This is a genomic window from Streptomyces sp. NPDC001536, from assembly GCF_042894505.1.
Lineage (GTDB): Bacteria > Actinomycetota > Actinomycetes > Streptomycetales > Streptomycetaceae > Streptomyces.
Genome location: NZ_JBIAVQ010000001.1, coordinates 895,555 through 917,254 on the forward strand (window position 1 = coordinate 895,555; position 21,700 = coordinate 917,254).

General features: G+C 70.4%; 21 protein-coding genes and 1 tRNA gene. 13 read left to right on the forward strand and 9 right to left on the reverse strand.

What is annotated here, in order from left to right:
* Positions 1-171 precede the first annotated feature (171 nt).
* Positions 172-429: a hypothetical protein gene (locus ACFY0U_RS04025; protein ID WP_171145911.1), complete on the forward strand. Its 258-nt coding sequence runs from the start codon at positions 172-174 to the stop codon at positions 427-429.
* 41 nt (positions 430-470) lie between these two features.
* A complete protein-coding gene (gene glmS, locus ACFY0U_RS04030; protein WP_388629773.1) occupies positions 471-2,288 on the forward strand; it encodes a glutamine--fructose-6-phosphate transaminase (isomerizing) in 1,818 nt (605 codons plus the stop codon).
* 146 nt (positions 2,289-2,434) lie between these two features.
* Here glmS and ACFY0U_RS04035 read toward each other — a convergent pair whose 3' ends face one another.
* Together ACFY0U_RS04035 and ACFY0U_RS04040 are read right to left on the reverse strand one after the other, a co-directional pair.
* Positions 2,435-2,998 carry a GPR1/FUN34/YaaH family transporter gene (locus ACFY0U_RS04035; RefSeq protein ID WP_388629776.1) on the reverse strand — a complete coding sequence of 188 codons (564 nt, stop codon included), beginning with the start codon at positions 2,996-2,998 and terminating at the stop codon, positions 2,435-2,437.
* Positions 2,999-3,150: 152 nt separating this feature from the next.
* On the reverse strand, positions 3,151-3,678 hold the full coding sequence (locus tag ACFY0U_RS04040) for a universal stress protein (RefSeq protein ID WP_046260901.1): 528 nt from the start codon (positions 3,676-3,678) through the stop codon (positions 3,151-3,153).
* Between the two features lie 310 nt (positions 3,679-3,988).
* On the opposite strand from ACFY0U_RS04040, the gene ACFY0U_RS04045 reads away from it, so the two are divergent.
* The 5 genes from ACFY0U_RS04045 (at position 3,989) to ACFY0U_RS04065 (ending at position 7,336) form a co-directional block, all read left to right on the forward strand.
* Entirely contained in the window at positions 3,989-4,294 is a 306-nt protein-coding gene (locus ACFY0U_RS04045; protein ID WP_388629778.1) for a hypothetical protein, read from the forward strand.
* Between the two features lie 377 nt (positions 4,295-4,671).
* A complete protein-coding gene (locus tag ACFY0U_RS04050) occupies positions 4,672-5,865 on the forward strand; it encodes a helix-turn-helix domain-containing protein (protein WP_388629781.1) in 1,194 nt (397 codons plus the stop codon).
* Positions 5,866-5,982: 117 nt separating this feature from the next.
* Complete coding sequence (orn, locus tag ACFY0U_RS04055) at positions 5,983-6,585, forward strand: oligoribonuclease (RefSeq protein ID WP_388629783.1); 603 nt, start codon at positions 5,983-5,985, stop codon at positions 6,583-6,585.
* Positions 6,586-6,697: 112 nt separating this feature from the next.
* A tRNA-His gene (locus ACFY0U_RS04060) sits at positions 6,698-6,770 on the forward strand.
* A gap of 65 nt (positions 6,771-6,835) precedes the next feature.
* Positions 6,836-7,336, forward strand: coding sequence for a GNAT family N-acetyltransferase (locus tag ACFY0U_RS04065; RefSeq protein WP_388629786.1), 501 nt, complete (start codon positions 6,836-6,838; stop codon positions 7,334-7,336).
* Positions 7,337-7,382: 46 nt separating this feature from the next.
* Here ACFY0U_RS04065 and ACFY0U_RS04070 read toward each other — a convergent pair whose 3' ends face one another.
* On the reverse strand, positions 7,383-8,438 hold the full coding sequence (locus ACFY0U_RS04070) for a LacI family DNA-binding transcriptional regulator (protein ID WP_388629789.1): 1,056 nt from the start codon (positions 8,436-8,438) through the stop codon (positions 7,383-7,385).
* Positions 8,439-8,820: 382 nt separating this feature from the next.
* Between ACFY0U_RS04070 and ACFY0U_RS04075 the strand changes: the two genes are divergently transcribed.
* The 4 genes from ACFY0U_RS04075 to ACFY0U_RS04090 all read left to right on the forward strand — a co-directional run bounded on the left by ACFY0U_RS04075 (position 8,821) and on the right by ACFY0U_RS04090 (position 13,610).
* Positions 8,821-10,143, forward strand: coding sequence for an extracellular solute-binding protein (locus ACFY0U_RS04075; RefSeq protein WP_388629791.1), 1,323 nt, complete (start codon positions 8,821-8,823; stop codon positions 10,141-10,143).
* 5 nt (positions 10,144-10,148) lie between these two features.
* Positions 10,149-11,159: a carbohydrate ABC transporter permease gene (locus ACFY0U_RS04080; RefSeq protein WP_388629794.1), complete on the forward strand. Its 1,011-nt coding sequence runs from the start codon at positions 10,149-10,151 to the stop codon at positions 11,157-11,159.
* A gap of 11 nt (positions 11,160-11,170) precedes the next feature.
* Entirely contained in the window at positions 11,171-12,076 is a 906-nt protein-coding gene (locus ACFY0U_RS04085) for a carbohydrate ABC transporter permease (RefSeq protein WP_388629796.1), read from the forward strand.
* A 97-nt stretch (positions 12,077-12,173) separates the two neighbouring features.
* Positions 12,174-13,610: a GH1 family beta-glucosidase gene (locus tag ACFY0U_RS04090; protein WP_388629798.1), complete on the forward strand. Its 1,437-nt coding sequence runs from the start codon at positions 12,174-12,176 to the stop codon at positions 13,608-13,610.
* A 78-nt stretch (positions 13,611-13,688) separates the two neighbouring features.
* Here ACFY0U_RS04090 and ACFY0U_RS04095 read toward each other — a convergent pair whose 3' ends face one another.
* From ACFY0U_RS04095 to ACFY0U_RS04105, 3 genes are all read right to left on the reverse strand, one after another.
* The gene (locus ACFY0U_RS04095; protein ID WP_388629801.1) at positions 13,689-15,137 is read right to left on the reverse strand and encodes a cellulose binding domain-containing protein; all 1,449 of its coding nucleotides are present in this window, start codon (positions 15,135-15,137) and stop codon (positions 13,689-13,691) included.
* A gap of 107 nt (positions 15,138-15,244) precedes the next feature.
* Positions 15,245-16,651, reverse strand: coding sequence for a sensor histidine kinase (locus tag ACFY0U_RS04100; protein ID WP_388629803.1), 1,407 nt, complete (start codon positions 16,649-16,651; stop codon positions 15,245-15,247).
* On the reverse strand, positions 16,648-17,337 hold the full coding sequence (locus ACFY0U_RS04105) for a response regulator transcription factor (RefSeq protein WP_388629806.1): 690 nt from the start codon (positions 17,335-17,337) through the stop codon (positions 16,648-16,650). The genes ACFY0U_RS04100 and ACFY0U_RS04105 overlap by 4 nt, the downstream gene beginning before the upstream one ends.
* A 100-nt stretch (positions 17,338-17,437) precedes the next feature.
* Here ACFY0U_RS04105 and ACFY0U_RS04110 point away from each other — a divergent pair, with 100 nt between their 5' ends.
* On the forward strand, positions 17,438-17,947 hold the full coding sequence (locus ACFY0U_RS04110; protein ID WP_388629809.1) for a hypothetical protein: 510 nt from the start codon (positions 17,438-17,440) through the stop codon (positions 17,945-17,947).
* A gap of 14 nt (positions 17,948-17,961) precedes the next feature.
* On the opposite strand, the gene ACFY0U_RS04115 is transcribed toward ACFY0U_RS04110, so the two are convergent.
* Positions 17,962-18,831: a spermidine synthase gene (locus ACFY0U_RS04115; RefSeq protein WP_388629811.1), complete on the reverse strand. Its 870-nt coding sequence runs from the start codon at positions 18,829-18,831 to the stop codon at positions 17,962-17,964.
* A gap of 78 nt (positions 18,832-18,909) precedes the next feature.
* Complete coding sequence (locus tag ACFY0U_RS04120) at positions 18,910-19,338, reverse strand: hypothetical protein (RefSeq protein ID WP_388630450.1); 429 nt, start codon at positions 19,336-19,338, stop codon at positions 18,910-18,912.
* A gap of 276 nt (positions 19,339-19,614) precedes the next feature.
* Here ACFY0U_RS04120 and ACFY0U_RS04125 point away from each other — a divergent pair, with 276 nt between their 5' ends.
* Positions 19,615-21,054, forward strand: a complete 1,440-nt coding sequence (locus ACFY0U_RS04125) for a hypothetical protein (protein ID WP_388629813.1) — start codon at positions 19,615-19,617, stop codon at positions 21,052-21,054.
* Here ACFY0U_RS04125 and ACFY0U_RS04130 read toward each other — a convergent pair.
* Positions 21,051-21,647, reverse strand: a complete 597-nt coding sequence (locus tag ACFY0U_RS04130) for a histidine phosphatase family protein (protein WP_388629815.1) — start codon at positions 21,645-21,647, stop codon at positions 21,051-21,053. The two genes, ACFY0U_RS04125 and ACFY0U_RS04130, sit on opposite strands and share 4 nt — an antisense overlap.
* Positions 21,648-21,700 lie beyond the last annotated feature (53 nt).

Below are 21,700 nucleotides of genomic sequence, written 5' to 3' on the forward strand. Positions count from 1 at the left end.
AGGAATGTCCATGGCTCCACAAGCTGCTCGTCGGACACATCGGCCCGGGGAACAGCCGACCAATGGACTCCCATGGGCAACCCATAACTGTTCTAAGTGCCCGAACAGCCGCTTGCCCGAAATCGGGCAGGATTCTTGCGAAAGCCGTGCCTGTCCTCCAGGATCTACCGGGTGCACGACGAACTTGTTGATCATCTGACGCGATCCACGCCCCTCCAGCGGGGCGAGGCGCTACGGGTGATCCAGGACGTGCTCGCCTACTTCGACGAGACGACCGAGGACTACGTCCGTCGCCGCCACCGCGAACTCCAGGCCCAGGGCCTGGTCAACGCGCAGATCTTCGAACGGATCGAGGCGGACCTGAAATACCGGGCGGTCGCGCCGCCGGAGCTTACGCTCAGGCAGCTGCGCCGCATCGTCTACGGCTGAGACGGCTGAGTCGCTACGGCCGAGGAACGGAATACATATATATGTGCGGAATCGTCGGATACATCGGGAAGCGTGATGTGGCCCCCCTCCTTCTGGAGGGCCTCCAGCGCCTGGAGTACCGCGGCTACGACTCGGCGGGCATCGTCGTCACGTCCCCGAAGACGGCGGGCCTGAAGATGGTCAAGGCCAAGGGCCGGGTCCGTGACCTGGAGGCCAAGGTCCCGGCACGCTTCAAGGGCACGACCGGTATCGCCCACACCCGCTGGGCCACCCACGGCGCCCCCTCCGACGTCAACGCCCACCCGCACATGTCGGCCGACCTCAAGGTCGCCGTGGTCCACAACGGCATCATCGACAACGCCTCCGACCTGCGCCGCAAGCTGGAGGCGGACGGCGTCGAGTTCCTCTCCGAGACCGACACCGAGGTCCTCGTCCACCTCATCGCCCGCTCCCAGGCGGTCAAGCTGGAGGACAAGGTCCGCGAGACGCTGCGCGTCATCGAGGGCACGTACGGCATCGCGGTGATGCACGCCGACTTCAACGACCGCATCGTCGTGGCCCGCAACGGCTCCCCGGTCGTCCTGGGCATCGGCGAGAAGGAGATGTTCGTCGCCTCGGACATCGCCGCCCTCGTGACCCACACGCGGCAGATAGTGACTCTCGACGACGGCGAGATGGCCACGCTCAAGGCCGACGACTTCCGCACGTACACGACGGAGGGCACCCGTACGACATCGGAGCCCACCACCGTCGAGTGGGAGGCCGCCTCCTACGACATGGGCGGCCACGACACCTACATGCACAAGGAGATCTTCGAGCAGGCCGACGCCGTGGACCGCGCCCTGCGCGGCCGCATCGACGACCGCTTCTCCACCGTGCACCTCGGCGGCCTCAACCTGGACGCCCGTGAGGCCCGCCAGATCCGCCGGGTGAAGATCCTCGGCTGCGGCACCTCGTACCACGCGGGCATGATCGGCGCCCAGATGATCGAGGAGCTGGCCCGCATCCCCGCGGACGCCGAGCCGGCCTCCGAGTTCCGCTACCGCAACGCGGTCGTGGACCCCGACACGCTGTACGTGGCGGTCTCCCAGTCGGGCGAGACGTACGACGTCCTCGCCGCGGTCCAGGAGCTGAAGCGCAAGGGCGCGCGGGTCTTCGGCGTCGTGAACGTGGTCGGTTCGGCGATCGCCCGCGAGGCGGACTCCGGCATCTACGTCCACGCGGGCCCCGAGGTCTGCGTGGTCTCCACGAAGTGCTTCACCAACACCACGGTCGCCTTCGCCCTGCTGGCGCTCCATCTGGGCCGCACCCGTGACCTCTCGGTCCGCGACGGCAAGCGCATCATCGAGGGCCTGCGCAAGCTGCCCCAGCAGATCTCCGAGATCCTCGACAACGAGGAGGAGATCAAGAAGCTGGCCGAGCAGTACGCCGACGCCCGCTCGATGCTCTTCATCGGCCGCGTCCGGGGCTACCCGGTGGCCCGTGAGGCCTCCCTGAAGCTCAAGGAGGTCTCGTACATCCACGCCGAGGCCTACCCCGCCTCCGAGCTCAAGCACGGCCCCCTGGCCCTGATCGAGCCCGCCCTCCCCACGGTCGCGATCGTCCCCGACGACGACCTCCTGGAGAAGAACCGCGCCGCCATGGAGGAGATCAAGGCCCGCAGCGGCAAGATCCTCGCGGTCGCCCACCAGCACCAGGAAAAGGCGGACCACACGATCGTCGTCCCGAAGAACGAGGACGAACTGGACCCGATCCTGCTGGGCATCCCCCTCCAACTCCTGGCGTACCACACGGCTTTGGCCCTTGGCCGGGACATCGACAAGCCGCGCAACCTCGCAAAGTCAGTAACGGTGGAATAAGACACCTAGGGGCGCGGGGAACTGCGCGAGCAACCACGACGCTCCCGCACAGGCCAGACCACAGAACGGACCCCCACGTGTGCCACCTCACGTGGGGGTCCGTTTTCATCGCCGGGGCCGCCCAATACCCCGGCGTCGGCTGCCAGTCAGCCGGTTGCCGTCACGCCCCGGCCCGCAGCCCGCTTCGGAAGCACCGTCGGCCAATGCGCCAGAGCCGCAGTCGCCGCGTACCAGGCCACCGCACCCGCGGCGACGGCGAACCATCCACCCACCTTGGCCAGCCCGTCGTTCTCCGCGAACTGGGCGATGGCGAGCAGCACCAGGGAGACAGAGAACAACCCGTAGGTCCCCTGCCCGAGTTGGTCCCCACCGGCGAATGTCAGAGACAGCGCCACGAGGGCGAACAGCAGCAGGAACAGCCCTGCCGCATTGGCGGACACCTGGTTGTCGGCGGACACGGCCCACGTGAACCAGAGGGCACCGAGCGCCGAGAACGCCGTACCACCGACGGTGTCACCGTCACGCAGGGCCAGGAGTCCGGCGACGAAGAGGGCGATTCCGCCCACGTACTGGGCGATTGACACGGCGTCAGCGGCTGTCACGCCGTCGATCACGTCGGTGTGGCCGAGGCCGAACGCCAGGAGGGTGATCCCGAGGGCGAGTCGGCCGACGATGGTGGTGGTTGCTCCCGCGGAGACGTCATTGTCCACGGCGGGCTCCCTTCTTGCTGTGCAGTTGTGCGGTGTGTGCGATATATGCCCTTCACAAGCGCACAAACACCTCTACGCGCCAGTAGATTTACGCACTGCACAAGGGGGTTCCAGCCCTTCCCAGGCGCCATCTCACCTGGGACAACGGCGAGTTACGGAATCACAACGACAGGCCGCTTCGCCCGCTTCGCGAGCCGCCCCGCCACGGACCCGAAGATCCGCCCGACGAGCCCGTGCGTGGAACCGACGACGATCGCGTCCGCCTCGTACTCCCGCCCGACCTCTTCGAGTTCATGGCAGATGTCGCCGCCGCGCTCGACGAGGATCCACGGCACCTCGGCGAGATAGTCCGCGCAGGCGAGTTCGAGTCCGAGCACCTCGGTGCGATGGTCGGGCACATCGACGAAGACCGGCGGCTCGCAGCCCGCCCACACGGTCGTGGGCAGCCGGTTGGCGACATGGACGATGATCAGGCCCGAGCCGGAGCGGTGGGCCATGCCGATGGAGTACGCGAGCGCGCGCTCACTGGATGTGGAGCCGTCGAAGCCGACCACTACGCCGTGCTTGAAGGCGGGGTCGCAGGAATGGCGTGGCTCTTCCGCCGCCAGGGGCTCGGCCGCCGTGGGGTCGGCGACGGGCCGCTTGCGGTCCGCGGGTTCAAAGAATTCGTGACCGGCCATGGCTGTCTCGGCGTTGTGATCCTTTTTGGGAGGGACGACAGTGTGCGGCGGAGCTGTGTCCGGGAATCATCTTCCCAACCCCATACCCCCAAGGGTACGGCGGCACGCCTCCTTAGCCCAGATCCCGCGCACGGTCGGTGGGGGTTCCAGGGAGCATGCACGAGGGTGCGCCCGTAACGCAATGGTTGCTGCGCTGTACAGGCGGTTTGCACAGGATTCACGCCGCCGTACGGTGCCGGCGGCCGTACGCGCAGTGACCGACCGCTCGAACACGCGTTGAACCCGGCAGTCACGCCCCAGGGAGCAACGCATGTCCGGACACCGACCCCCCTCCGAGGACTCCGCCACGGACGTGGTCCGCTGGGCGGTGTTCAGTTGCGTCCTCGTCCCCGTGGTCCTTCTCTGGTACGGCACCTCGCTCGCCGGCGCGGCGGGCACCGCCCTCGGCCTGGCCGCCGTCACGGCCGTCTGCCGGGTCCTGCTGCGCCAGTCGGAGCGCGGTGCGGCCCGGCTGCTCACCGAGGAACACGCCCCCCATCGTGGCCGTCGTCACAGGACCGGAACCGGGAGCCATCGAGGCGGTCGTCACACTGGGGGAAACTCACCGGTCGCTTGACCGGTTTCCATGCACGGACCCGTATCTTTTCAGCCAACTTCCGGCCACCGCGCATCCGTTGCCCCCACCACCCCCCACCCCCCGTTCGACCTGCACGGAAAGGGTCTCCAAGGCCCCCCGCACCCTACGTGGATTGGCCACTACGACGAGGCGCACTTCCCTGCACGGCCCGCGAGTGCAACGCTTCGTGATCGAATGCTTCACGCCAAGTTGCCATGTCGACAATGTGCCGGTTGCCGAACTGGTCACCCCGGCACCACTGGACACAGTAGATTCGATCTTGACGTCTTACGGCGGGGGACTCGTGCAGGACCGAGGGGAAACGTGCAGGAGCGACACAACCGAGGAGCCGCGACCACCGAGGGGGGCTTAGCAGTATGAGCCACGACTCCACTGCCGCGCCGGAAGCCGCGGCCCGGAAACTTTCCGGGCGACGCCGCAAGGAGATCGTCGCGGTGCTGCTGTTCAGCGGCGGCCCCATCTTCGAGAGTTCCATACCGCTGTCGGTGTTCGGGATCGACCGCCAGGACGCCGGCGTGCCGCGCTACCGCCTGCTGGTGTGCGGCGGCGAGGAAGGCCCACTGCGGACCACAGGGGGCCTGGAACTCACCGCGCCACATGGCCTGGAGGCGATCTCACGGGCGGGCACGGTCGTCGTGCCGGCCTGGCGTTCGATCACCTCACCGCCGCCGGAGGACGCGCTCGACGCGCTGCGCCGGGCGCACGAAGAGGGCGCCCGCATCGTCGGGCTGTGCACGGGCGCCTTCGTGCTGGCCGCGGCGGGCCTGCTGGACGGCCGTCCCGCGACGACACACTGGATGTACGCGCCGACGCTGGCCAAGCGCTATCCGTCGGTGCACGTGGATCCACGCGAACTGTTCGTCGACGACGGCGACGTACTGACATCGGCCGGTACCGCGGCCGGAATCGATCTCTGTCTCCACATCGTGCGGACGGACCACGGCAACGAGGCGGCGGGCGCGCTGGCCCGGCGCCTGGTGGTCCCGCCGCGCCGCTCCGGCGGTCAGGAGCGCTATCTCGACAGGTCTTTACCTGAGGAGATCGGCGCCGACCCGCTCGCCGAGGTCGTCGCCTGGGCGCTGGAGCACCTCCACGAGCAGTTCGACGTGGAGACGCTGGCGGCACGCGCGTACATGAGCCGTCGTACGTTCGACCGCCGCTTCCGCTCGCTCACCGGCAGCGCGCCGTTGCAGTGGCTGATCACCCAGCGGGTGCTCCAGGCGCAGCGGTTGCTGGAGACGTCGGACTACTCGGTGGACGAGGTCGCGGGGCGCTGCGGCTTCCGTTCGCCGGTGGCGCTGCGCGGGCACTTCCGGCGCCAGCTGGGCTCGTCGCCGGCGGCGTACCGCGCGGCGTACCGGGCGCGGCGTCCGCAGAGCGACAGGCCGACCGAGAGCGACGGAGCGACGGGCCCGGTGGGCCCGGCACCCGTTCTCCATCCGGAGGGCGGCCCGGTCCCGCTCCAGACCCGGCGTACGGCGGCGGCGAGCGCGATGGGCCCGGCGGCCCAGCTGTCGGCGAGCCTGCCGGGGCAGCGCAGCGGATCGTGACGGCGTAGCGCGACGCCGGACGGGATGACCGACTTGTCCCGTCCGGCGTTCGGCGTGCGCTCAGGTCGCCGCACCGCCGGGCCTCCCAAAAGGCGACGTCAGCTTTAGGGTGGTCGCATGAACGATCGCATGGTGTGGATCGACTGCGAGATGACCGGCCTCTCGCTGTCCGACGACGCGCTCATCGAGGTTGCCGCCCTCGTCACCGACTCCGAGCTGAACGTACTCGGCGAAGGAGTGGACATCGTCATCCGACCGCCGGACCAGGCGCTGGAGACGATGCCGGAGGTGGTGCGTCAGATGCACACCGCGTCCGGGCTCCTCGACGAGCTGGCCGGCGGCACGACGCTGGCCGAGGCCGAGGAGCAGGTCCTCTCCTACATCCGGGAGCACGTCAAGGAGGCCGGCAAGGCCCCCCTGTGCGGCAACTCCGTGGGCACGGACCGCGGCTTCCTGCTCCGGGACATGCCGACGCTGGAGGACTACCTCCACTACCGGATCGTCGACGTCTCCTCGGTGAAGGAGCTGGCCCGGCGCTGGTACCCGCGGGCCTACTTCAACAGCCCCGAGAAGAACGGCAACCACCGCGCCCTCGCCGACATCCGCGAGTCCATCGCGGAGCTGCGCTACTACCGCGAGGCCGTGTTCGTGCCGCAGCCCGGCCCCGACTCGGACACCGCGAAGACGATCGCCGCGAAGTACGTCCTGCCTGCTCAGTAGGCACGTGAGGGTCCACCGGAGGGGCGCTGGAAAAGCCGGGCGCGAGCACCCCTTCGGACCCTGTACACTTTTTCTCGGCCGGGGGAAACCGCACAGCGGAACACCGGTCATGGTGGGTGTAGCTCAGCTGGTAGAGCACCTGGTTGTGGTCCAGGATGCCGCGGGTTCGAGTCCCGTCACTCACCCTGAGTAATCAGCCGGTGACCTCCCTGCGGAGGTCACCGGCTGATTCGCTTTCCCGGGAGTCCACGTGCACACCGAACTCATCCGCACGGCCCGCCTCGACCTCCTCCCGCTGCGCGTGGACCACGCCGAGGAGATGTCGGCCGTGCTCGGCGACCCGGCCCTGCACACCTTCATCGGCGGAACGCCCCTGACCGTGGAGCAGCTGCGGGCACGCTACGAACGCCTGGTCGCCGGCTCCCCCGACCCGACGGTCTCCTGGCTCAACTGGGTCCTGCGCCGGCACACGGACGGCACCCTCATCGGCACCGTCCAGGCCACGATCACCGCCCGCCACTCCGCCGAGATCGCCTGGATCATCGGCACCCCCTGGCAGGGCCAGGGCCTCGCCTCGGAGGCGGCAAGGGGACTGGTGACCTGGCTGGTCCGCCAGTACGTCCGCACCATCACGGCCCACATCCACCCGGACCACACCGCCTCGGCGGCGGTGGCCACGGCGGCGGGCCTGCTCCCCACCGGTGAACAGCACGACGGGGAGACGGTCTGGCGGCTGTCGCTGAGCGCCTGAAGCCTCCCGCCGACTTCCGCGCGTTCCCACGGGGTTGGCGGCTGCCCTAGGACGACGTACGCTCCACCAGCTCCGTGGCCAGGACCACCTGGCGTCTCTCCAACCCCCGCGAGGCCGCCGGGCGGCGGTCCGCGATCTCGGTGAGGAGGAGGTCGATCATGTGGCGGCCCATTTCGGCGATGGGCTGGCGCACGCTGGTGAGGGGCGGGTCCATGTGGCGGGCGATGGCGGAGTCGTCGTAGCCGACGAGGGCGACGTCGTCGGGGATACGGCGGCCCGCCTCGCGCAGGGCCTGGCGGGCGCCCGCCGCCGTGACGTCCGAGGCGGCGAAGACCGCGTCCACGTCGGGGACGCGGCCCAGCAGCGCGGCCATCGCGCGGGTGCCGCCCTCCTCGGTGAAGTCACCCGCTTCGATCAGGTTCTCGTTCGCCTCCAGGCCCGCCTCGCGCAGCGCGTCCCGGTAACCGTCGATACGGCGCTGGGCACCGTACACATCGAGGCGTCCGGTGATGTGCGCTATGCGGGTGCGACCACGGGACAGCAGGTGTTCCACCGCCTGCCGGGCGCCGCCGTAGTTGTCCGAGTCCACCGAGGGAAGCGATTCGGCCGCGGAGCGCGGACCGCTGATCACCGCCGGTATCTCCAGCTGGGACAGCAGATCCGGCAGCGGGTCGTCCGCGTGCACCGAGACCAGCAGCACCCCGTCCACGCGATGGGCCGCCAAGTACTGGGCCAGGCGCTGCCTTTCACGGTCGTTGCCCGCGAAAATCAGCAGCAGTTGCATCTCCGTCTCGGAGAGCTCGGCCGCGACGCCCTTCAGCATGTCCGAGAAGTACGGCTCGGCGAAGAACCGGGTCTCCGGCTCGGGGACGACCAAGGCGATCGCGTCCGTGCGGTTGGCCGCCAGCGCACGCGCCGCCGTGTTCGGGACGTAGCCGAGCTCCGCGACCGCCGCCTCCACCGCCGCGCGGGTCGCGTCGCTGACCCGGGGCGAGCCGTTGATCACCCGGGAGACCGTGCCGCGGCCGACTCCGGCACGCGCGGCCACCTCTTCGAGGGTCGGCCGGCCACCGCTCCGGCCCCGCGCTCCGTGGGTTGCCATGGGCTCCGCCCTCCGCCGTCGTCATCACGCTGGCCTGGAATCTAACAGTCCCGTTGGACATGTGAACGCCCCCTGGGGGCTGCCGCCCGCAGACCCCCGCTTCGGCCCTGAACGGGCCTCGTCCTCGAACGCCGGACAGGCTGGAAGATCAACCCCTGGAGTTAGTTAACAGGCCGATAACTGAAGACACATCTCCTCGCCGACTCCCTTGACACCCCCGCCAAGACCGACGACTCTTCAACTCATCACTGATGGGAGCGCTCCCACAGTACCTGACACATACACATCCCGCACGTTCCCCGCCCGAGCCGCCGCGAGAACTAACGGGCCCAACAATGCAGTTGGCCGGGGGGTCGGCACGTCAGGGCAACAGGAGGACGCAATGCGAGCACGTACCCGAACCGCCCGTCGCAGGGTGGTGGTCCTCGCGGCCGTCGCGTCGCTGGGCGCCGGGCTGCTGGCCGGCTGTGCCGACGACGGTAAGGACGACACCGGAGGCTCGTCGTCCGAGGGCGGCGGCGGCAAGACCAAGATCACGCTCGGCCTCTTCGGCACCGCCGGCTTCGAGGAGTCGGGCCTGTACAAGGAGTACGAGAAGCTCCACCCGGACATCGACATCCAGCAGACCGTCGTCGAGCGCAACGAGAACTACTACCCGGCGCTGATCAACCACCTCACCACCAACAGTGGTCTCCAGGACATCCAGATGGTCGAGGTCGGCAACATCGCCGAGATCGTCGGGACCCAGTCCGACAAGCTGCTCGACCTGTCGAAGTACGGCAAGAAGAGCGACTACCTGGAATGGAAGTGGGAGCAGGCCACCACCAAGGACGGCCAGACCATCGGTGTCGGCACGGACATCGGCCCGATGGCCATCTGCTACCGCACGGACCTGTTCAAGGCGGCCGGCCTGCCCACCGACCGCGAGGAGGTCGGCAAGCTGTGGGCCGGCGACTGGAACAAGCTGGTCGACGTCGGCAAGCAGTACAAGGCGAAGGCGCCCAAGGGCACCACGTTCCTCGACTCCCCCGGCGGTCTGATCCAGGCGATCCTCAGTGGTGAGAAGGACCGGTTCTACGACGCCTCCGGCGAGGTCATCTACAAGACGAACCCGGCCGTCAAGAGCGCCTTCGACCTCACCGCGCAGGCGGCCGAGGACGGACTGATCGGCAACCAGACCCAGTTCCAGCCCGCCTGGGACACCACGATCGCCAACAGCAAGTTCGCCGCGATGTCCTGCCCGCCGTGGATGCTCGGCTACATCAAGGGCAAGTCGAAGCCCGAGGCGGCCGGCAAGTGGGACATCGCCCAGGCCCCGAAGTCCGGCAACTGGGGCGGGTCCTTCCTGACGGTGCCCAAGTCCGGCAAGAACACCGAGGAAGCGGCGAAGCTGGCCGCCTGGCTGACCGCGCCCGAGCAGCAGGCCAAGCTCTTCGGCGTGCAGGGCAGCTTCCCGAGCACCCCGGCCGCGTACGACTCGACCGAGGTGAAGAACGCGAAGAACGACATGACGGGTGACGCGCCGATCGGCACGATCTTCGCCGAGGCCGCCAAGAACATCCCCGTGCAGACGATCGGCCCGAAGGACCAGATCATCCAGCAGGGTCTGACCGACAACGGCGTCATCCTGGTGACCCAGGGCAAGTCCGCCAAGGAAGCCTGGGACAACGCCGTCAAGACCATCGACAACAACCTGGACCAGTGACCCGTATGACCACTGGGCACGAAACCGCTGCCGCGCCCCCCGCCAAGGAGGGGGGCGCGGCCCCGGCCCGCCCGCCCGCGGGGCCCTCCACGGAGGAGCGCCGCCGGGCACGGCTGTCCCGCCGCTGGCAGCGGGACATGCGCTGGAGCCCGTACGCGTTCGTCTCGCCGTTCTTCCTGCTGTTCCTCGCGTTCGGCCTGTTCCCGCTGATCTACACCGGCTGGGCCTCGCTGCACCAGGTGGAGCTGACCGCGCCCACCGACATGAACTGGGTGGGCTTCCGCAACTACACGCGGATCTTCGACGACGACTTCTTCTGGAACGCGGCGAAGAACACGCTGACCATCGGGATCATCTCGACGGTCCCGCAGCTGCTGATGGCGATGGGCCTCGCGCACATCCTCAACTACAAGCTGCGTGCCTCGACCTTCTACCGGGTCGCGATGCTCGCCCCGTACGCGACGTCGATCGCCGCCGCCTCGCTCGTCTTCGTCCTGCTGTTCGGCCGTGACTACGGCATGATCAACTGGGCGCTGAACTCCGTCGGCATCGACAACATCGACTGGCAGAACGACAAGTGGGCCTCGCAGATCGCGGTCTCCTCGATCGTCATCTGGCGCTGGACCGGCTACAACGCGCTGATCTATCTGGCGGCGATGCAGGCGATCCCGCAGGATCTGTACGAGTCCGCGGCCCTGGACGGGGCCAACCGCTGGCAGCAGTTCTTCCATGTGACGCTGCCGTCGCTGCGGCCGACGATCCTGTTCACGGTGGTCGTCTCCACCATCGGCGCCTCCCAACTCTTCGGCGAGCCACTGCTGTTCGACGCCAACAAGGGAGCCTCCGGCGGAGCCCAGCACCAGTTCCAGACGCTCGGCCTGTATCTGTACGAGCAGGGCTGGGTCAACCAACACCTGGGCCGCGCCTCCGCGATCGCGTGGACGATGTTCCTGATCCTCATCGTCATCGGGATCGTCAACTACGTCATCTCGCGCCGGCTGCGCGCCAGTAGTTAGGAGAACCGGCCGTGACGACGACACTGACTCCGCCCTCCGACACTCCTCCCAAGGAGCCGAAGAAGGTACGACGTCCCAAGGCCGCCCGTGCGGGCGGCACCCTGCACGCCGGGCCGATCGCGTACGTGATCCTCGCCCTGTTCACCGTCGGCTCGCTGTTCCCGCTGGTGTGGACGGCGATCGCGGCCTCGCGCGACAACCAGCGCCTGGCGCAGAACCCGCCGCCGTTCTGGTTCGGTTCGGGGCTGTTCGACAAGCTGGAGATCGCCTGGAACGACGCCAACCTGGGCGAGGCGTTCATCAACACCACGTTCGTGGCGGGCATTTCGGCGATCACCATCGTCGTGCTGTCCACGATCGCCGGGTTCGCCTTCGCCAAGCTGCGGTTCAAGGGCCGCAACGCCATGATGCTGATCGTCATCGGCACGATGATGGTGCCGCCGCAGCTGAGCGTGATCCCGCTGTACATGATGGTCGCCAAGCTCGACTGGTCCGACCAGTTGCAGGCGGTGATCCTGCCCTCGCTGGTCAGCGCGTTCGGTGTGTTCTTCATGCGGCAGTACCTGCTCCAGGCGCTGCCCGACGAGATCATCGAGGCGGCCCGGGTCGACGGCGCGAGCAGCTGGCGCGTGATCTGGCACGTGGTGTTCCCGGCGGCACGTCCCGCGATGGCCGTGCTCGGCATGCTGATGTTCGTGCAGACGTGGAACGACTTCCTGTGGCCGTTCCTGGTCCTGACCCAGAACGGCAACCCGACCGTGCAGGTCGCGGTCGCGGGTCTGGGCCGCGGCTACACCCCGGACCAGTCCCTGATCATGGCCGGCGCGCTGCTCGGCACGCTGCCGCTGCTGATCGTCTTCGCGATCTTCGGCAAGCAGATCGTCGGCGGCATCATGCAGGGCGCCGTCAAGGGCTGACCCTCGCTGTCCAGGGGGCCGGGTCACCGCCGCCTCGGCCCCTTCCCTTCCCCCCATCTACCCGTCGGTCTCCTCGACCTCCAATGGGAGCGCTTCCATGCCTGAGCCCGCTACGCCGGCGACCCCGGTGACCTTTCCCCCCGCCTTCCTCTGGGGCGCCGCGACCTCGGCGTACCAGATCGAGGGGGCGGTGCGGGAGGGCGGCCGTACGCCCTCGATCTGGGACACCTTCAGTCATACGCCCGGCAAGACCGCCGGCGGCGAGCACGGTGACATCGCTGTCGACCACTACCACCGCTACCGCGACGACGTGGCGATGATGGCGGACCTCGGCCTGAACGCGTACCGCTTCTCGATCTCCTGGTCCCGGGTGCAGCCGACGGGCCGTGGCCCGGCGGTCCAGGTCGGTCTGGACTTCTACCGCCGCCTGGTGGACGAGCTGCTGGACAAGGGCATCAAGCCGGCCGTCACCCTCTACCACTGGGATCTGCCGCAGGAGCTGGAGGACGCGGGCGGCTGGCCGGAGCGTGACACGGCCTACCGTTTCGCCGAGTACGCGCAGATCGTCGGCGAGGCGCTCGGCGACCGGGTGGAGCAGTGGATCACCCTCAACGAGCCCTGGTGCAGCGCCTTCCTGGGCTACGCGTCCGGGGTGCACGCACCCGGCCGCACCGACCCGGCGGCCTCGCTGAAGGCCGCCCATCATCTGAACCTGGCGCACGGGCTGGCCACTTCGGCCCTGCGCGCGGCGATGCCGGCCCGCAACTCGGTGGCGCTGAGCCTCAACTCCTCGGTGGTACGCCCGGTTTCACAGGACCCGGCGGACCTGGCCGCGGCTCGGAAGATCGACGACCTGGCCAACGGGGTCTTCCACGGTCCGATCCTGCACGGGGCCTACCCGGAGTCGCTGTTCGCGGCGACCGAGCTGATCACGGACTGGTCGTACGTCGAGGACGGCGATCTGCGGGCGATCAACCAGCCGCTGGACGCGCTGGGCCTCAACTACTACACGCCGGCGCTGGTGTCGGCGGCGGACACCGATCTGAGCGGTCCGCGCGCGGACGGCCACGGGGCGAGCGACTTCTCCCCGTGGCCGGGCGCGGACGACGTCGCCTTCCACCAGACTCCGGGCGAGCGCACGGAGATGGGCTGGTCGATCGACCCGACCGGTCTGCACGAGCTGATCATGCGCTACACGCGCGAGGCCCCGGGTCTGCCGCTGTACATCACGGAGAACGGCGCGGCCTACGACGACAAGCCCGACCCCGACGGCCGCGTCCACGACCCGGAGCGGATCTCCTACCTCCACGGCCACCTCGCCGCGGTCCGCCGCGCGGTCTCCGACGGCGCGGACGTGCGCGGCTACTACCTGTGGTCCCTGCTGGACAACTTCGAGTGGGCGTACGGCTACGAGAAGCGCTTCGGCGCGGTCTACGTCGACTACGCGACCCTCGCGCGTACGCCCAAGTCGAGCGCCCTCTGGTACAGCCAGGCGGCCCGTTCGGGCACGCTGCCGCCGGTTCCGGAGGTCTAGCGGCGGCCGGACCACCACGGACGGGGGAGGGGCGCGGCATCCGAGGGGGATGCCGCGCCCCGGCCCGTGGGGGGGGCGTCAGTTGTAGGCCGCGAACGCCTTCGAGAACGCGTGCGGGGCCTGGACGATCGAGCTGCACGTGGCGTCGGCGTAGTTCTTCGCGCCGCCGGGGCACTGCTTGTCGCGGGTGGCCGACCACATGGAGAGCCAGCCGAGGCCCTTGGACTTGGCGAAGTTCACCAGCTGGGTGGCGTCGTCGACCTTGAAGATCTCGGTGGTGACGTCGTTGACGCCGATCATCGGGGTGACGGCCACGGCCTTCCAGGCGGCGCTGTCGGAGAGGCCGAGGACGCTCTTGACCTGGGCCTGGGTGGCGGTGGCGGCCTGTTCGGCGTAGGTGCCCATGTCGCCGCTGTAGGCCGGGCCGTAGTCCATCGCCATGATGTTGACGGTGGTGATGCCGACGCCGTTCTTCTTCGCGTCGGCGAGCAGGTCCACGCCCGCCTGGGTCAGGCCCTCCGGCATCACCGGGAGGGTGAAGGAGACGTCCAGGTCCGGGTGGTCCTTCTGGAGCTCGGCTATGGCCTGGGCGCGGCGGGTGTTCGCCGCGGTGTCGGGCAGTGCACCGCCCTCGACGTCGAAGTCGACCTTGGTGAGGTCGTAGGCGGCGACGACCTTCTCGTACGCGGTCGCCAGCGCGGTCGCCGACGAGCAGGTCGTCGCCAGTTCGGAGCCCGCCGCGCCGCCGAACGACACCCGGACGTCGCCGCCCTTGGCCCGCAGCGCGCCGATCTGGGCGGCCACGGCGTCGCTCGCGAGGTCGGTCACGCCGCCCCACTTCGGGGTGCAGCCGCCGCCGTCGGTGACGAAGGCGAGGTTGTAGTCCTTGACGCCGGTGGCCTCGGCGGTGGCGACCAGGTCGAAGGCGGGGTAGAGGGAGGTGTCGACGTAGGGGGCGAAGCCGGCGCTCGTCGGGGTGCCGGTGCCGGTGCTCTGCGAGGGGGAAGCCGTGGGGGTGACCGTAGCGGTCGGGGTCGGCGTCGGGGTCGGGGTCGGGGGCGCGCTCTGTGTGGGGCGGCCGGTCGGCTCCGGAGTCGCGCCGCCGTCCGCGGAACACGTGTCCCCGTCGATGAGACAACCGGTCGGGTCCGCGCCGCCGTTGACGACGAAGCCGACGGTGACCGACTCTCCGGCCCGGATCCCGTCGGTGTCCCACTTCGGCGGCGTCACGGTGACGTGCCGGCCGCTGACGCTCGACTCGGCGTTCCACAGCGAGCTGAGCTCGGTACCGGAGGGGAGGTCGAACTCCAGGGTCCAGTCCGTCTGCGTTCCCCCGCTGTTGTTCGTCACGACGTACTGCGCGGTGTAGCCGGTCGACCAGTCACTGGTCCTGGTGTACGCGGCGCCGACCCCGGCCGCCTGAGCCGTACCGGTGAGCAGGATCGCACCGCCGCCGACCACGGCCGCGGCGACGGCCCCGGCGATCACCTTGTTTCTGCCGCTCACCTTGCGCCGGTGCGTGCTCATGACGTGCCTGCCTTCGTTGTTCGGGGGTGGGGTGCGGCAGCACGCTAGCGAGCTCGAATCGGGCAAAAGGCCTGTTCGGGACGGGGGTTGAGGATCTTAGGGCGCGCTTAAGGAAGGGATCGGGACCGGTTAAAGGTCGAGACCAATCTGCCGGGTCGGCGGCGTCGTACGCTCCCTCGGTGCCCCCGGCCGGGTGTGCGCTCGCGCCCGTCCAGCTGGATCCAGATCCGCACCTCGGTGCCGCCCAGCACCGACGAGCCGATCCGTACGTCCCCGCCGGTCTCCTCCGCGAGCCGGCGCACGATGTCCAGGCCGAGCCCGGTCGACCCGGCGCTCCCGGACCCACGCCCACGGGCCATCGCCGCCTCGGGGTCGTGGATGCCGGGCCCCGCGTCCGAGACCAGCACGATCACCGCGTCCTCGCCGTTGTGCACGTCGACCGCGAAGGCGGTGCCCTCCGGGGTGTGCCGGAAGACATTGCCGAGCAGGGCGTCCAGCGCGGCCGCGAGATCGGCACGGGCCACGGGTATGCGCACCGGCCGTTCCACACCGGCCACCCGCACCTTGCGGCCCTCGTCCTCGGCGAGCGCGGACCAGAACGCCATCCGCTCCCGGACCACCTCGGCGGCGTCGCACCCGGCACCGGGCCCGGCGGCCGCGGTCTGCGGCTTGGCCTCCCGCGCCGTCCGGATGATGGTGTCGACCTCGCGCTCCAGCTGGGCGACGGCGGCCCGGGTCTGCTCGGCGGCGGGCCCGTCGCCGAGCGAGGCCGTGTTGAGCCGCAGCACGGTCAGCGGGGTACGCAGACGGTGGGACAGGTCGGCCGCCAGCTCCCGCTCGTTCGCCAGCAGCTGTACGACCTGGTCGGCCATGGAGTTGAACGCCACCGCCGCGAGCCGCAGTTCGGTCGGCCCCTCCTCGGGCACCCTCGACCCCAGCTTCCCCTCCCCCAGTTCGTGCGCGCCCTCCACGAGCCGCTGGGCGGGCTGCACCATCCGTACGCCCAGCCGGTCCGCGACCGCGACCGAGCCGACGATCAGCGCGACGCCGACCCCGGCGAGCACCGCCCACGCCATGGCCACGCCGTTGCTGACCTCGGACTCCGGGACGTAGACCTCGACGACCGCGATCTCGCCGGAGCTGAGCGCGACCGGCTGGAGCAGCGTGGACCCGCCGTCCACCTCGCTGGTGGAGGCGCGGCCCAGCTTCCGTACGGTCGCGATGTCCCCGTCGGCGGCTCGCTGCCGTCCGATGTCCACGGCCTGGGCGCCGGCGGCCGCCGGTATGTGCACGGCCATCTCGGCCTCCGAGCCGGCGGAGGCGACGACCCGCTCCAGCTGGTCCCGGTCGGTGGTGATGGACAGGGCGGGGGCGACGGCCGCGGCCTCGCGCTCGGCGTTGGAGAAGGCGCGGTCCCGGGCCATCTCCTTGATGACCAGGCCGAGGGGGACGGCGAAGGCGACCACGACCATGGTGGTGACGGCGAGGCAGACCTTGACGAGTGCCCATCTCATAGCGGCGGCTCCAGCTTCACGCCGACACCTCGCAGGGTGTGCAGATAGCGCGGTCGCGCGGCGGTCTCGCCCAACTTGCGGCGCAGCCAGGACAGATGGACGTCGATGGTTTGGTCGTCGCCGTAGGACTGCTGCCACACCTCGGCGAGGAGTTCCTTGCGGGGGACGACGACACCGGGGCGGCCGGCGAGGAAGGCCAGCAGGTCGAACTCGCGGCGGGTGAGGTCGAGACGGACACCGTCCAGCTCGGCCTGGCGGCGCAGCGGGTCGACGACGAGACCGCCGACCCGGAACACGGACTCGGGCGGCGCCTCGCCGACGGCGGCACGGGCCCGTCGTAGGACGGCGGCCATCCGCGCGGACAGGTGCTCGACCGAGAACGGCTTGGTCAGGTAGTCGTCCGCGCCCGCGTTGAGCAGCCGCACGACCTCCGCCTCGTCGTCCCTCGCGGTGGCGATGATCACAGGGACGTCGGTGATGCCGCGCAGCATCTTCAGCGCCTCGGACCCGTCCAGGTCGGGCAGACCGAGGTCGAGGATGACCACGTCGAAACGGAAATGGGCGACCTCGCGCAGCGCCTCCAGTGCCGTACCGACACTGCGCACCGTGTGCGCGGCGTCGGTGAGATGCCGGATCAGCGCCGAGCGTACGAACTGGTCGTCCTCGACCACGAGCACACTTGCCATGCGCCGCACCGTACGCCATGCGAGGGAGCCCCATCCGGGCCCTGTGGATAACTCCGCGCTGTGGACAACGCATGGGACAGGTGAGGCAGTATGGCCCGCGATGCGCAGAGGACTCATACACGTACTGGCTTGGTCGCTCGCCACGGGCGCGGCGGTCACGCTGTCGTGGTGGGGTGTCCACACGGTGATGGCGGGCACGGCCTACGACCCCCCGCGCGCCCTGCCGATCACGGCGGCCGACGCGACGACCCAGGAGTCCAAGCCGCTGGCGTCCTCGACGGCACGGGCGACACCGTCGACGAGCCCGTCGCGCAAGCCGTCCCGCACCCCGGCACCGGCCCCCTCGAAGACGCCGACGAAGACCCCGAGCCCCTCCCCCACCGCATCGGGCCAGGTCAAGAGCTACGACACCGAGGGCGGCCGCGTGGTCTTCGACCTCGGCAAGGCCTCGGCGACCCTGGTGTCGGCGACTCCGGGCGCGGGCTGGTCGATGCAGGTGTGGAAGACGGAGACGTGGATCCGGGTGGAGTTCGCGTCGGGCGCGGACCGGGTGTCGGTGTTCTGCACCTGGCACGACAGCGCGCCTCGGGTCGAGGTGGGGACGTACTAGACGCGCGGGGCGTACTAGCGGAACACCGACGGCGGCGGCGCGGGTGAGGCGACCGCCGCCGCGTCCGTCACCGGCGTGGCCCCTCCCGTGAAGTCGGTGAGGGCCTTGCCGTGTTCGACGCGGCCGGGGTGCGGGTCGGAGGCGGCCCGGCGGGTGAGTTCGGGGACGGGGAGCGGGGCGTCGGAGGCGACCAGGACCGCGTTGCCGAAGCGTTTGCCGCGCAGGACAGCCGGGTCGGCGATCAGGGCGAGGTGCTCGAAGCGGGCGGCGGCCGTGGCGATCTGGCCGCGCAGATGGGCGAGCGGGGGGCCGTCGGCGAGGTTGGCGGCGTAGACGGCGGAGGGCTTGAGGGCCCTGCGGACCTCGTCGAGGAACTCCGTCGAGGTCAGGTGGGCCGGGGTACGGGCCCCGCTGAACACATCCGCGACGACGAGATCGGCCCAGCCGTCGGCCACCTTGGCGAGCCCCTCACGGGCGTCCGTCGAGCGCACCCGGATCCGCGCGTTCGGGTCCAACGGCAGCTCGCGGCGGACCAGTTGCACGAGGGCCGCGTCACGCTCCACGACCTGCTGGGTGGAGCGGGGTCGGGTGGCTGCGACGTACCGGGCGAGAGTGAACGCCCCTCCGCCGAGGTGCACGGCGTGGACGGGCTTCCCGGGCGGGGCGACCAGGTCGATGACGTGCCCGATGCGGCGCTGGTACTCGAAGGAGAGATACCCCGGGTCGTCCAGGTCTACGTGCGACTGCGGTGCCCCGTCGATCAGCAGCGTCCAGGCACGCGCGCGCTCCCGGTCGGGTATGAGCTCGGCGAGGCCGCCGTCGACGGCTTCCACGACGGCTTCGGCGACCCCTTGGCCGCGTCGGCCGCTCCTGGACTTTCCCATGGGGGCATTGTCGCAAGCGGCAGACGGTCGTGCCGCCGGGGCGGCTTGCGGCCCGCACCGGCGCCGGGCCCCGTCACGTCACCGGCAGTTGTCCGCCGCCTCGATCAGGCGCGCCGCCTCCCCCAGCGCCGCCCGCAGCACCGCCGGGTCCGTCGCCAGGTCCGCCTCGCCGGGCGGCAGCAGCCAGTCCGAGCCCTCCACCGGCGGCTCGGGGTTCAGCCGCAGCCCCCGCCCGTCGGTCTCCGTACAGGTGCTGCCCGGTACGTCCCACGCGGCGGCCGTGCCCGGCGGGACCACGAAGCCGAGGGTGTCGCCACCGTCGTCGTGGAGGACCGGCCCCACCGCGTCCCCCGCCCCGCGCCGCAGGATGTCGACCGCCTCCAGACCCTGCCGGGTCGGCACCGTGACGAGGTCGCACCCGGCCTCCGGGACCGGTGGCTCGCTGCGCTCCGCCGTCGGCGTCAACACTTCGATGCTCTGGCTGGTCTCCATCCCGGCCTCCACCACCACGGAACCCCTCCTCGTAACGAGCGGGTCGGGAGTCGGGCGGCTCCCGGTCCTGTGGAGTTCAACGCACGGCGGCGTCAACGGCTACGGCGCAAGTCAGCCGCAAAGGATGGCAGTTCATGGCAGATCCTGGATGAGATATCCGGTTTGTAGCCAAACCCTGCGTGGCGGGTCCGGCACAGCGGGTACGTTCTTGCCCGCTGGAAACAGGGTGTCACACGCACAACTCACCCCGAATCCGGCATGGTTCGACGGTTCGCACGAGAGGACCCGGCCATGGCGTCGTCAACGATGACCTCGTCCCAGTACCCCCGGCCACCGCGGCCGAACCTCGCGTTCCGGGAGCTGCGCGGACAGCGCTCCCCGGCCGAGTTCGCCGCGGCGGTTCGACGGGCCGCGCGCGAGATCGGCGAGCGGGTCAGCTGTGACGCGCGCTATGTGGGCCGGGTCGAGGCGGGCGAGATCCGCTGCCCCAACTACGCGTACGAGCGGGTGTTCCTGCACATGTTCCCCGGCCGCACGCTCACCGACCTGGGGTTCGCCCCCCGCTCGTCCGTACGCGGACGCGGGGCGCGCACCACCGAGGTCGCGCCCCCGGTATGCGTCTCGACCCCCGTGTACGCCACGGGTGAGACGTGGGGGGCGTACGAGCCGTATGACACGCAGGACCCCTACGAGACGTACGACAACGAGGAGAGCGACGTGCTGCGTCGCGCATTCATGACCGGCGGGGGCGCCACGGTGGCCGCCGCCTCACTGGGCCCCATCGGGCTCGCCCCCGACGCCGCGGCCGCGGGACGCCCCGTCCGCCGGGTGGGGGCGAGCGATGTGGACGCCCTGGACGAAGCGGTCCGCAGGATCCGGCTGCTGGACGACCGGCACGGCGCGGACGGACTGTACCGGCGCGCGGCGACCCCGCTGCGCGCCGCGTACGCGCTGCTGGACGCCGGAGCCACCCGGCAGACGACCGCCGACCGCCTGCACTCGGGTGCGGGTGAGCTCGCCATCTCGGTGGGCTGGCTGGCGCACGACTCGGGGCGCTACGACGACGCGCGCTCGCACTACGCGGAGGCGCTCGCGACCGCCCGGATGACCGGTGACGCCGCCCTGGAGTCGCACGCCTTCTGCAACACGGCGTTCCTCGCACGCGACGCGGGGCGACCGCGGGAGGCGCTGCGCGCCGCGCAGGCCGCGCAGCGCGTCGGACGCTCCCTGGGCTCCGCGCGGCTGATGTCGCTGCTCGCGCTGCGCGAGGCGGGCGGCTGGGCGGGGCTCGCCGACCGCACCGGCTGCGAACAGGCGCTGGCCCGCGCGCAGGCCCTCTACGAGAGAGGGCCCTCGGACGCCGACCCCGAGTGGATGAGCTTCTACGGCGAGGCAGAGCTGGAGGGCCTGGAGGCGCAGTGCTGGTCGACGCTCGGCGACTGGCCGCGCGCGGCCCGCCACGCGCACCGCGCGGCCGAGCTCCAGGACCCCCACTTCAGCCGGAACATCGCCCTGTACACGGCCGAACTGGCCGACGACCTAGCCCGCGGCGGCCGGCCCGACGAGGCCGCGGCGGCGGGAATGCGCGTCCTGGACCTGCTGGGTCAGGTCCAGTCGTCACGGATCCAGTCGATGCTGGCGGGCACGGCCCGGGTGCTGCTGCCGCACCGCAGGGCGTCGGGGGTCTCCACCTTCCTGGAGCGGCACGCGAGCGTGCCGAGATCCGCCTAGCCCGCCAGATGCCCCAGGTCGTTCCAGCTCTCGATCGCCGGCTCGCCGTAGGCCCAACCCAGGACCGACAGCGACGTCGGGTTGAGCCGGATCCGCGCGGCGAAGTCGAGCGGCAGGCCCAGCCAGCGTGCGCCTATGGACCGCAGGATGTGCCCGTGCGCGAAGACCAGGACGTCCCGGTCCGCCGCACGGGCCCAGGCGACCACCTCGTCCGCGCGGGCCGTCACCTCGGCGAGCGTCTCGCCCTCGGGCACCCCGTCGCGCCAGATGAGCCAGCCGGGGCGGACGGTCTGGATGTCGGCCGGGGTCATGCCCTCGTACGCGCCGTAGTCCCACTCGAGGAGCGTGTCCCACTCGGTCGCGCGCTCCTTGAAGCCGGCGATCTCGCAGGTCTCACGCGCGCGTGCCAGCGGGCTGGTGCGCACCTCGACGTCCGGCAGGCCGTCGAGCGGTGCCCGGTGCAGGCGCTCACCGAGTAGTTTGGCGCCCCTGCGCCCCTCCTCCAGGAGCGGCACATCGGTTCTGCCGGTATGTTTCCCGGCCAGCGACCATTCGGTCTGTCCGTGCCGGGCCAGCAGGATGCGCGGTGCCATGTGCGGAGGGACCTTTCGAGGAAAAACGCGGGCGGGCCACACCCATCATCCCG

Bases quoted from the DNA above. Each gene is read 5' to 3' on its own strand.
- glmS (WP_388629773.1), top strand. From the start codon at position 471: ATGTGCGGAATCGTCGGATACATCGGGAAGCGTGATGTGGCCCCCCTC.
- ACFY0U_RS04040 (WP_046260901.1), bottom strand. From the start codon at position 3,678: ATGGCCGGTCACGAATTCTTTGAACCCGCGGACCGCAAGCGGCCCGTC.
- ACFY0U_RS04045 (WP_388629778.1), top strand. From the start codon at position 3,989: ATGTCCGGACACCGACCCCCCTCCGAGGACTCCGCCACGGACGTGGTC.
- ACFY0U_RS04050 (WP_388629781.1), top strand. From the start codon at position 4,672: ATGAGCCACGACTCCACTGCCGCGCCGGAAGCCGCGGCCCGGAAACTT.
- orn (WP_388629783.1), top strand. From the start codon at position 5,983: ATGAACGATCGCATGGTGTGGATCGACTGCGAGATGACCGGCCTCTCG.
- ACFY0U_RS04070 (WP_388629789.1), bottom strand. From the start codon at position 8,438: ATGGCAACCCACGGAGCGCGGGGCCGGAGCGGTGGCCGGCCGACCCTC.
- ACFY0U_RS04075 (WP_388629791.1), top strand. From the start codon at position 8,821: ATGCGAGCACGTACCCGAACCGCCCGTCGCAGGGTGGTGGTCCTCGCG.
- ACFY0U_RS04080 (WP_388629794.1), top strand. From the start codon at position 10,149: ATGACCACTGGGCACGAAACCGCTGCCGCGCCCCCCGCCAAGGAGGGG.
- ACFY0U_RS04090 (WP_388629798.1), top strand. From the start codon at position 12,174: ATGCCTGAGCCCGCTACGCCGGCGACCCCGGTGACCTTTCCCCCCGCC.
- ACFY0U_RS04095 (WP_388629801.1), bottom strand. From the start codon at position 15,137: ATGAGCACGCACCGGCGCAAGGTGAGCGGCAGAAACAAGGTGATCGCC.
- ACFY0U_RS04100 (WP_388629803.1), bottom strand. From the start codon at position 16,651: ATGAGATGGGCACTCGTCAAGGTCTGCCTCGCCGTCACCACCATGGTC.
- ACFY0U_RS04105 (WP_388629806.1), bottom strand. From the start codon at position 17,337: ATGGCAAGTGTGCTCGTGGTCGAGGACGACCAGTTCGTACGCTCGGCG.
- ACFY0U_RS04110 (WP_388629809.1), top strand. From the start codon at position 17,438: ATGCGCAGAGGACTCATACACGTACTGGCTTGGTCGCTCGCCACGGGC.
- ACFY0U_RS04115 (WP_388629811.1), bottom strand. From the start codon at position 18,831: ATGGGAAAGTCCAGGAGCGGCCGACGCGGCCAAGGGGTCGCCGAAGCC.
- ACFY0U_RS04125 (WP_388629813.1), top strand. From the start codon at position 19,615: ATGGCGTCGTCAACGATGACCTCGTCCCAGTACCCCCGGCCACCGCGG.
- ACFY0U_RS04130 (WP_388629815.1), bottom strand. From the start codon at position 21,647: ATGGCACCGCGCATCCTGCTGGCCCGGCACGGACAGACCGAATGGTCG.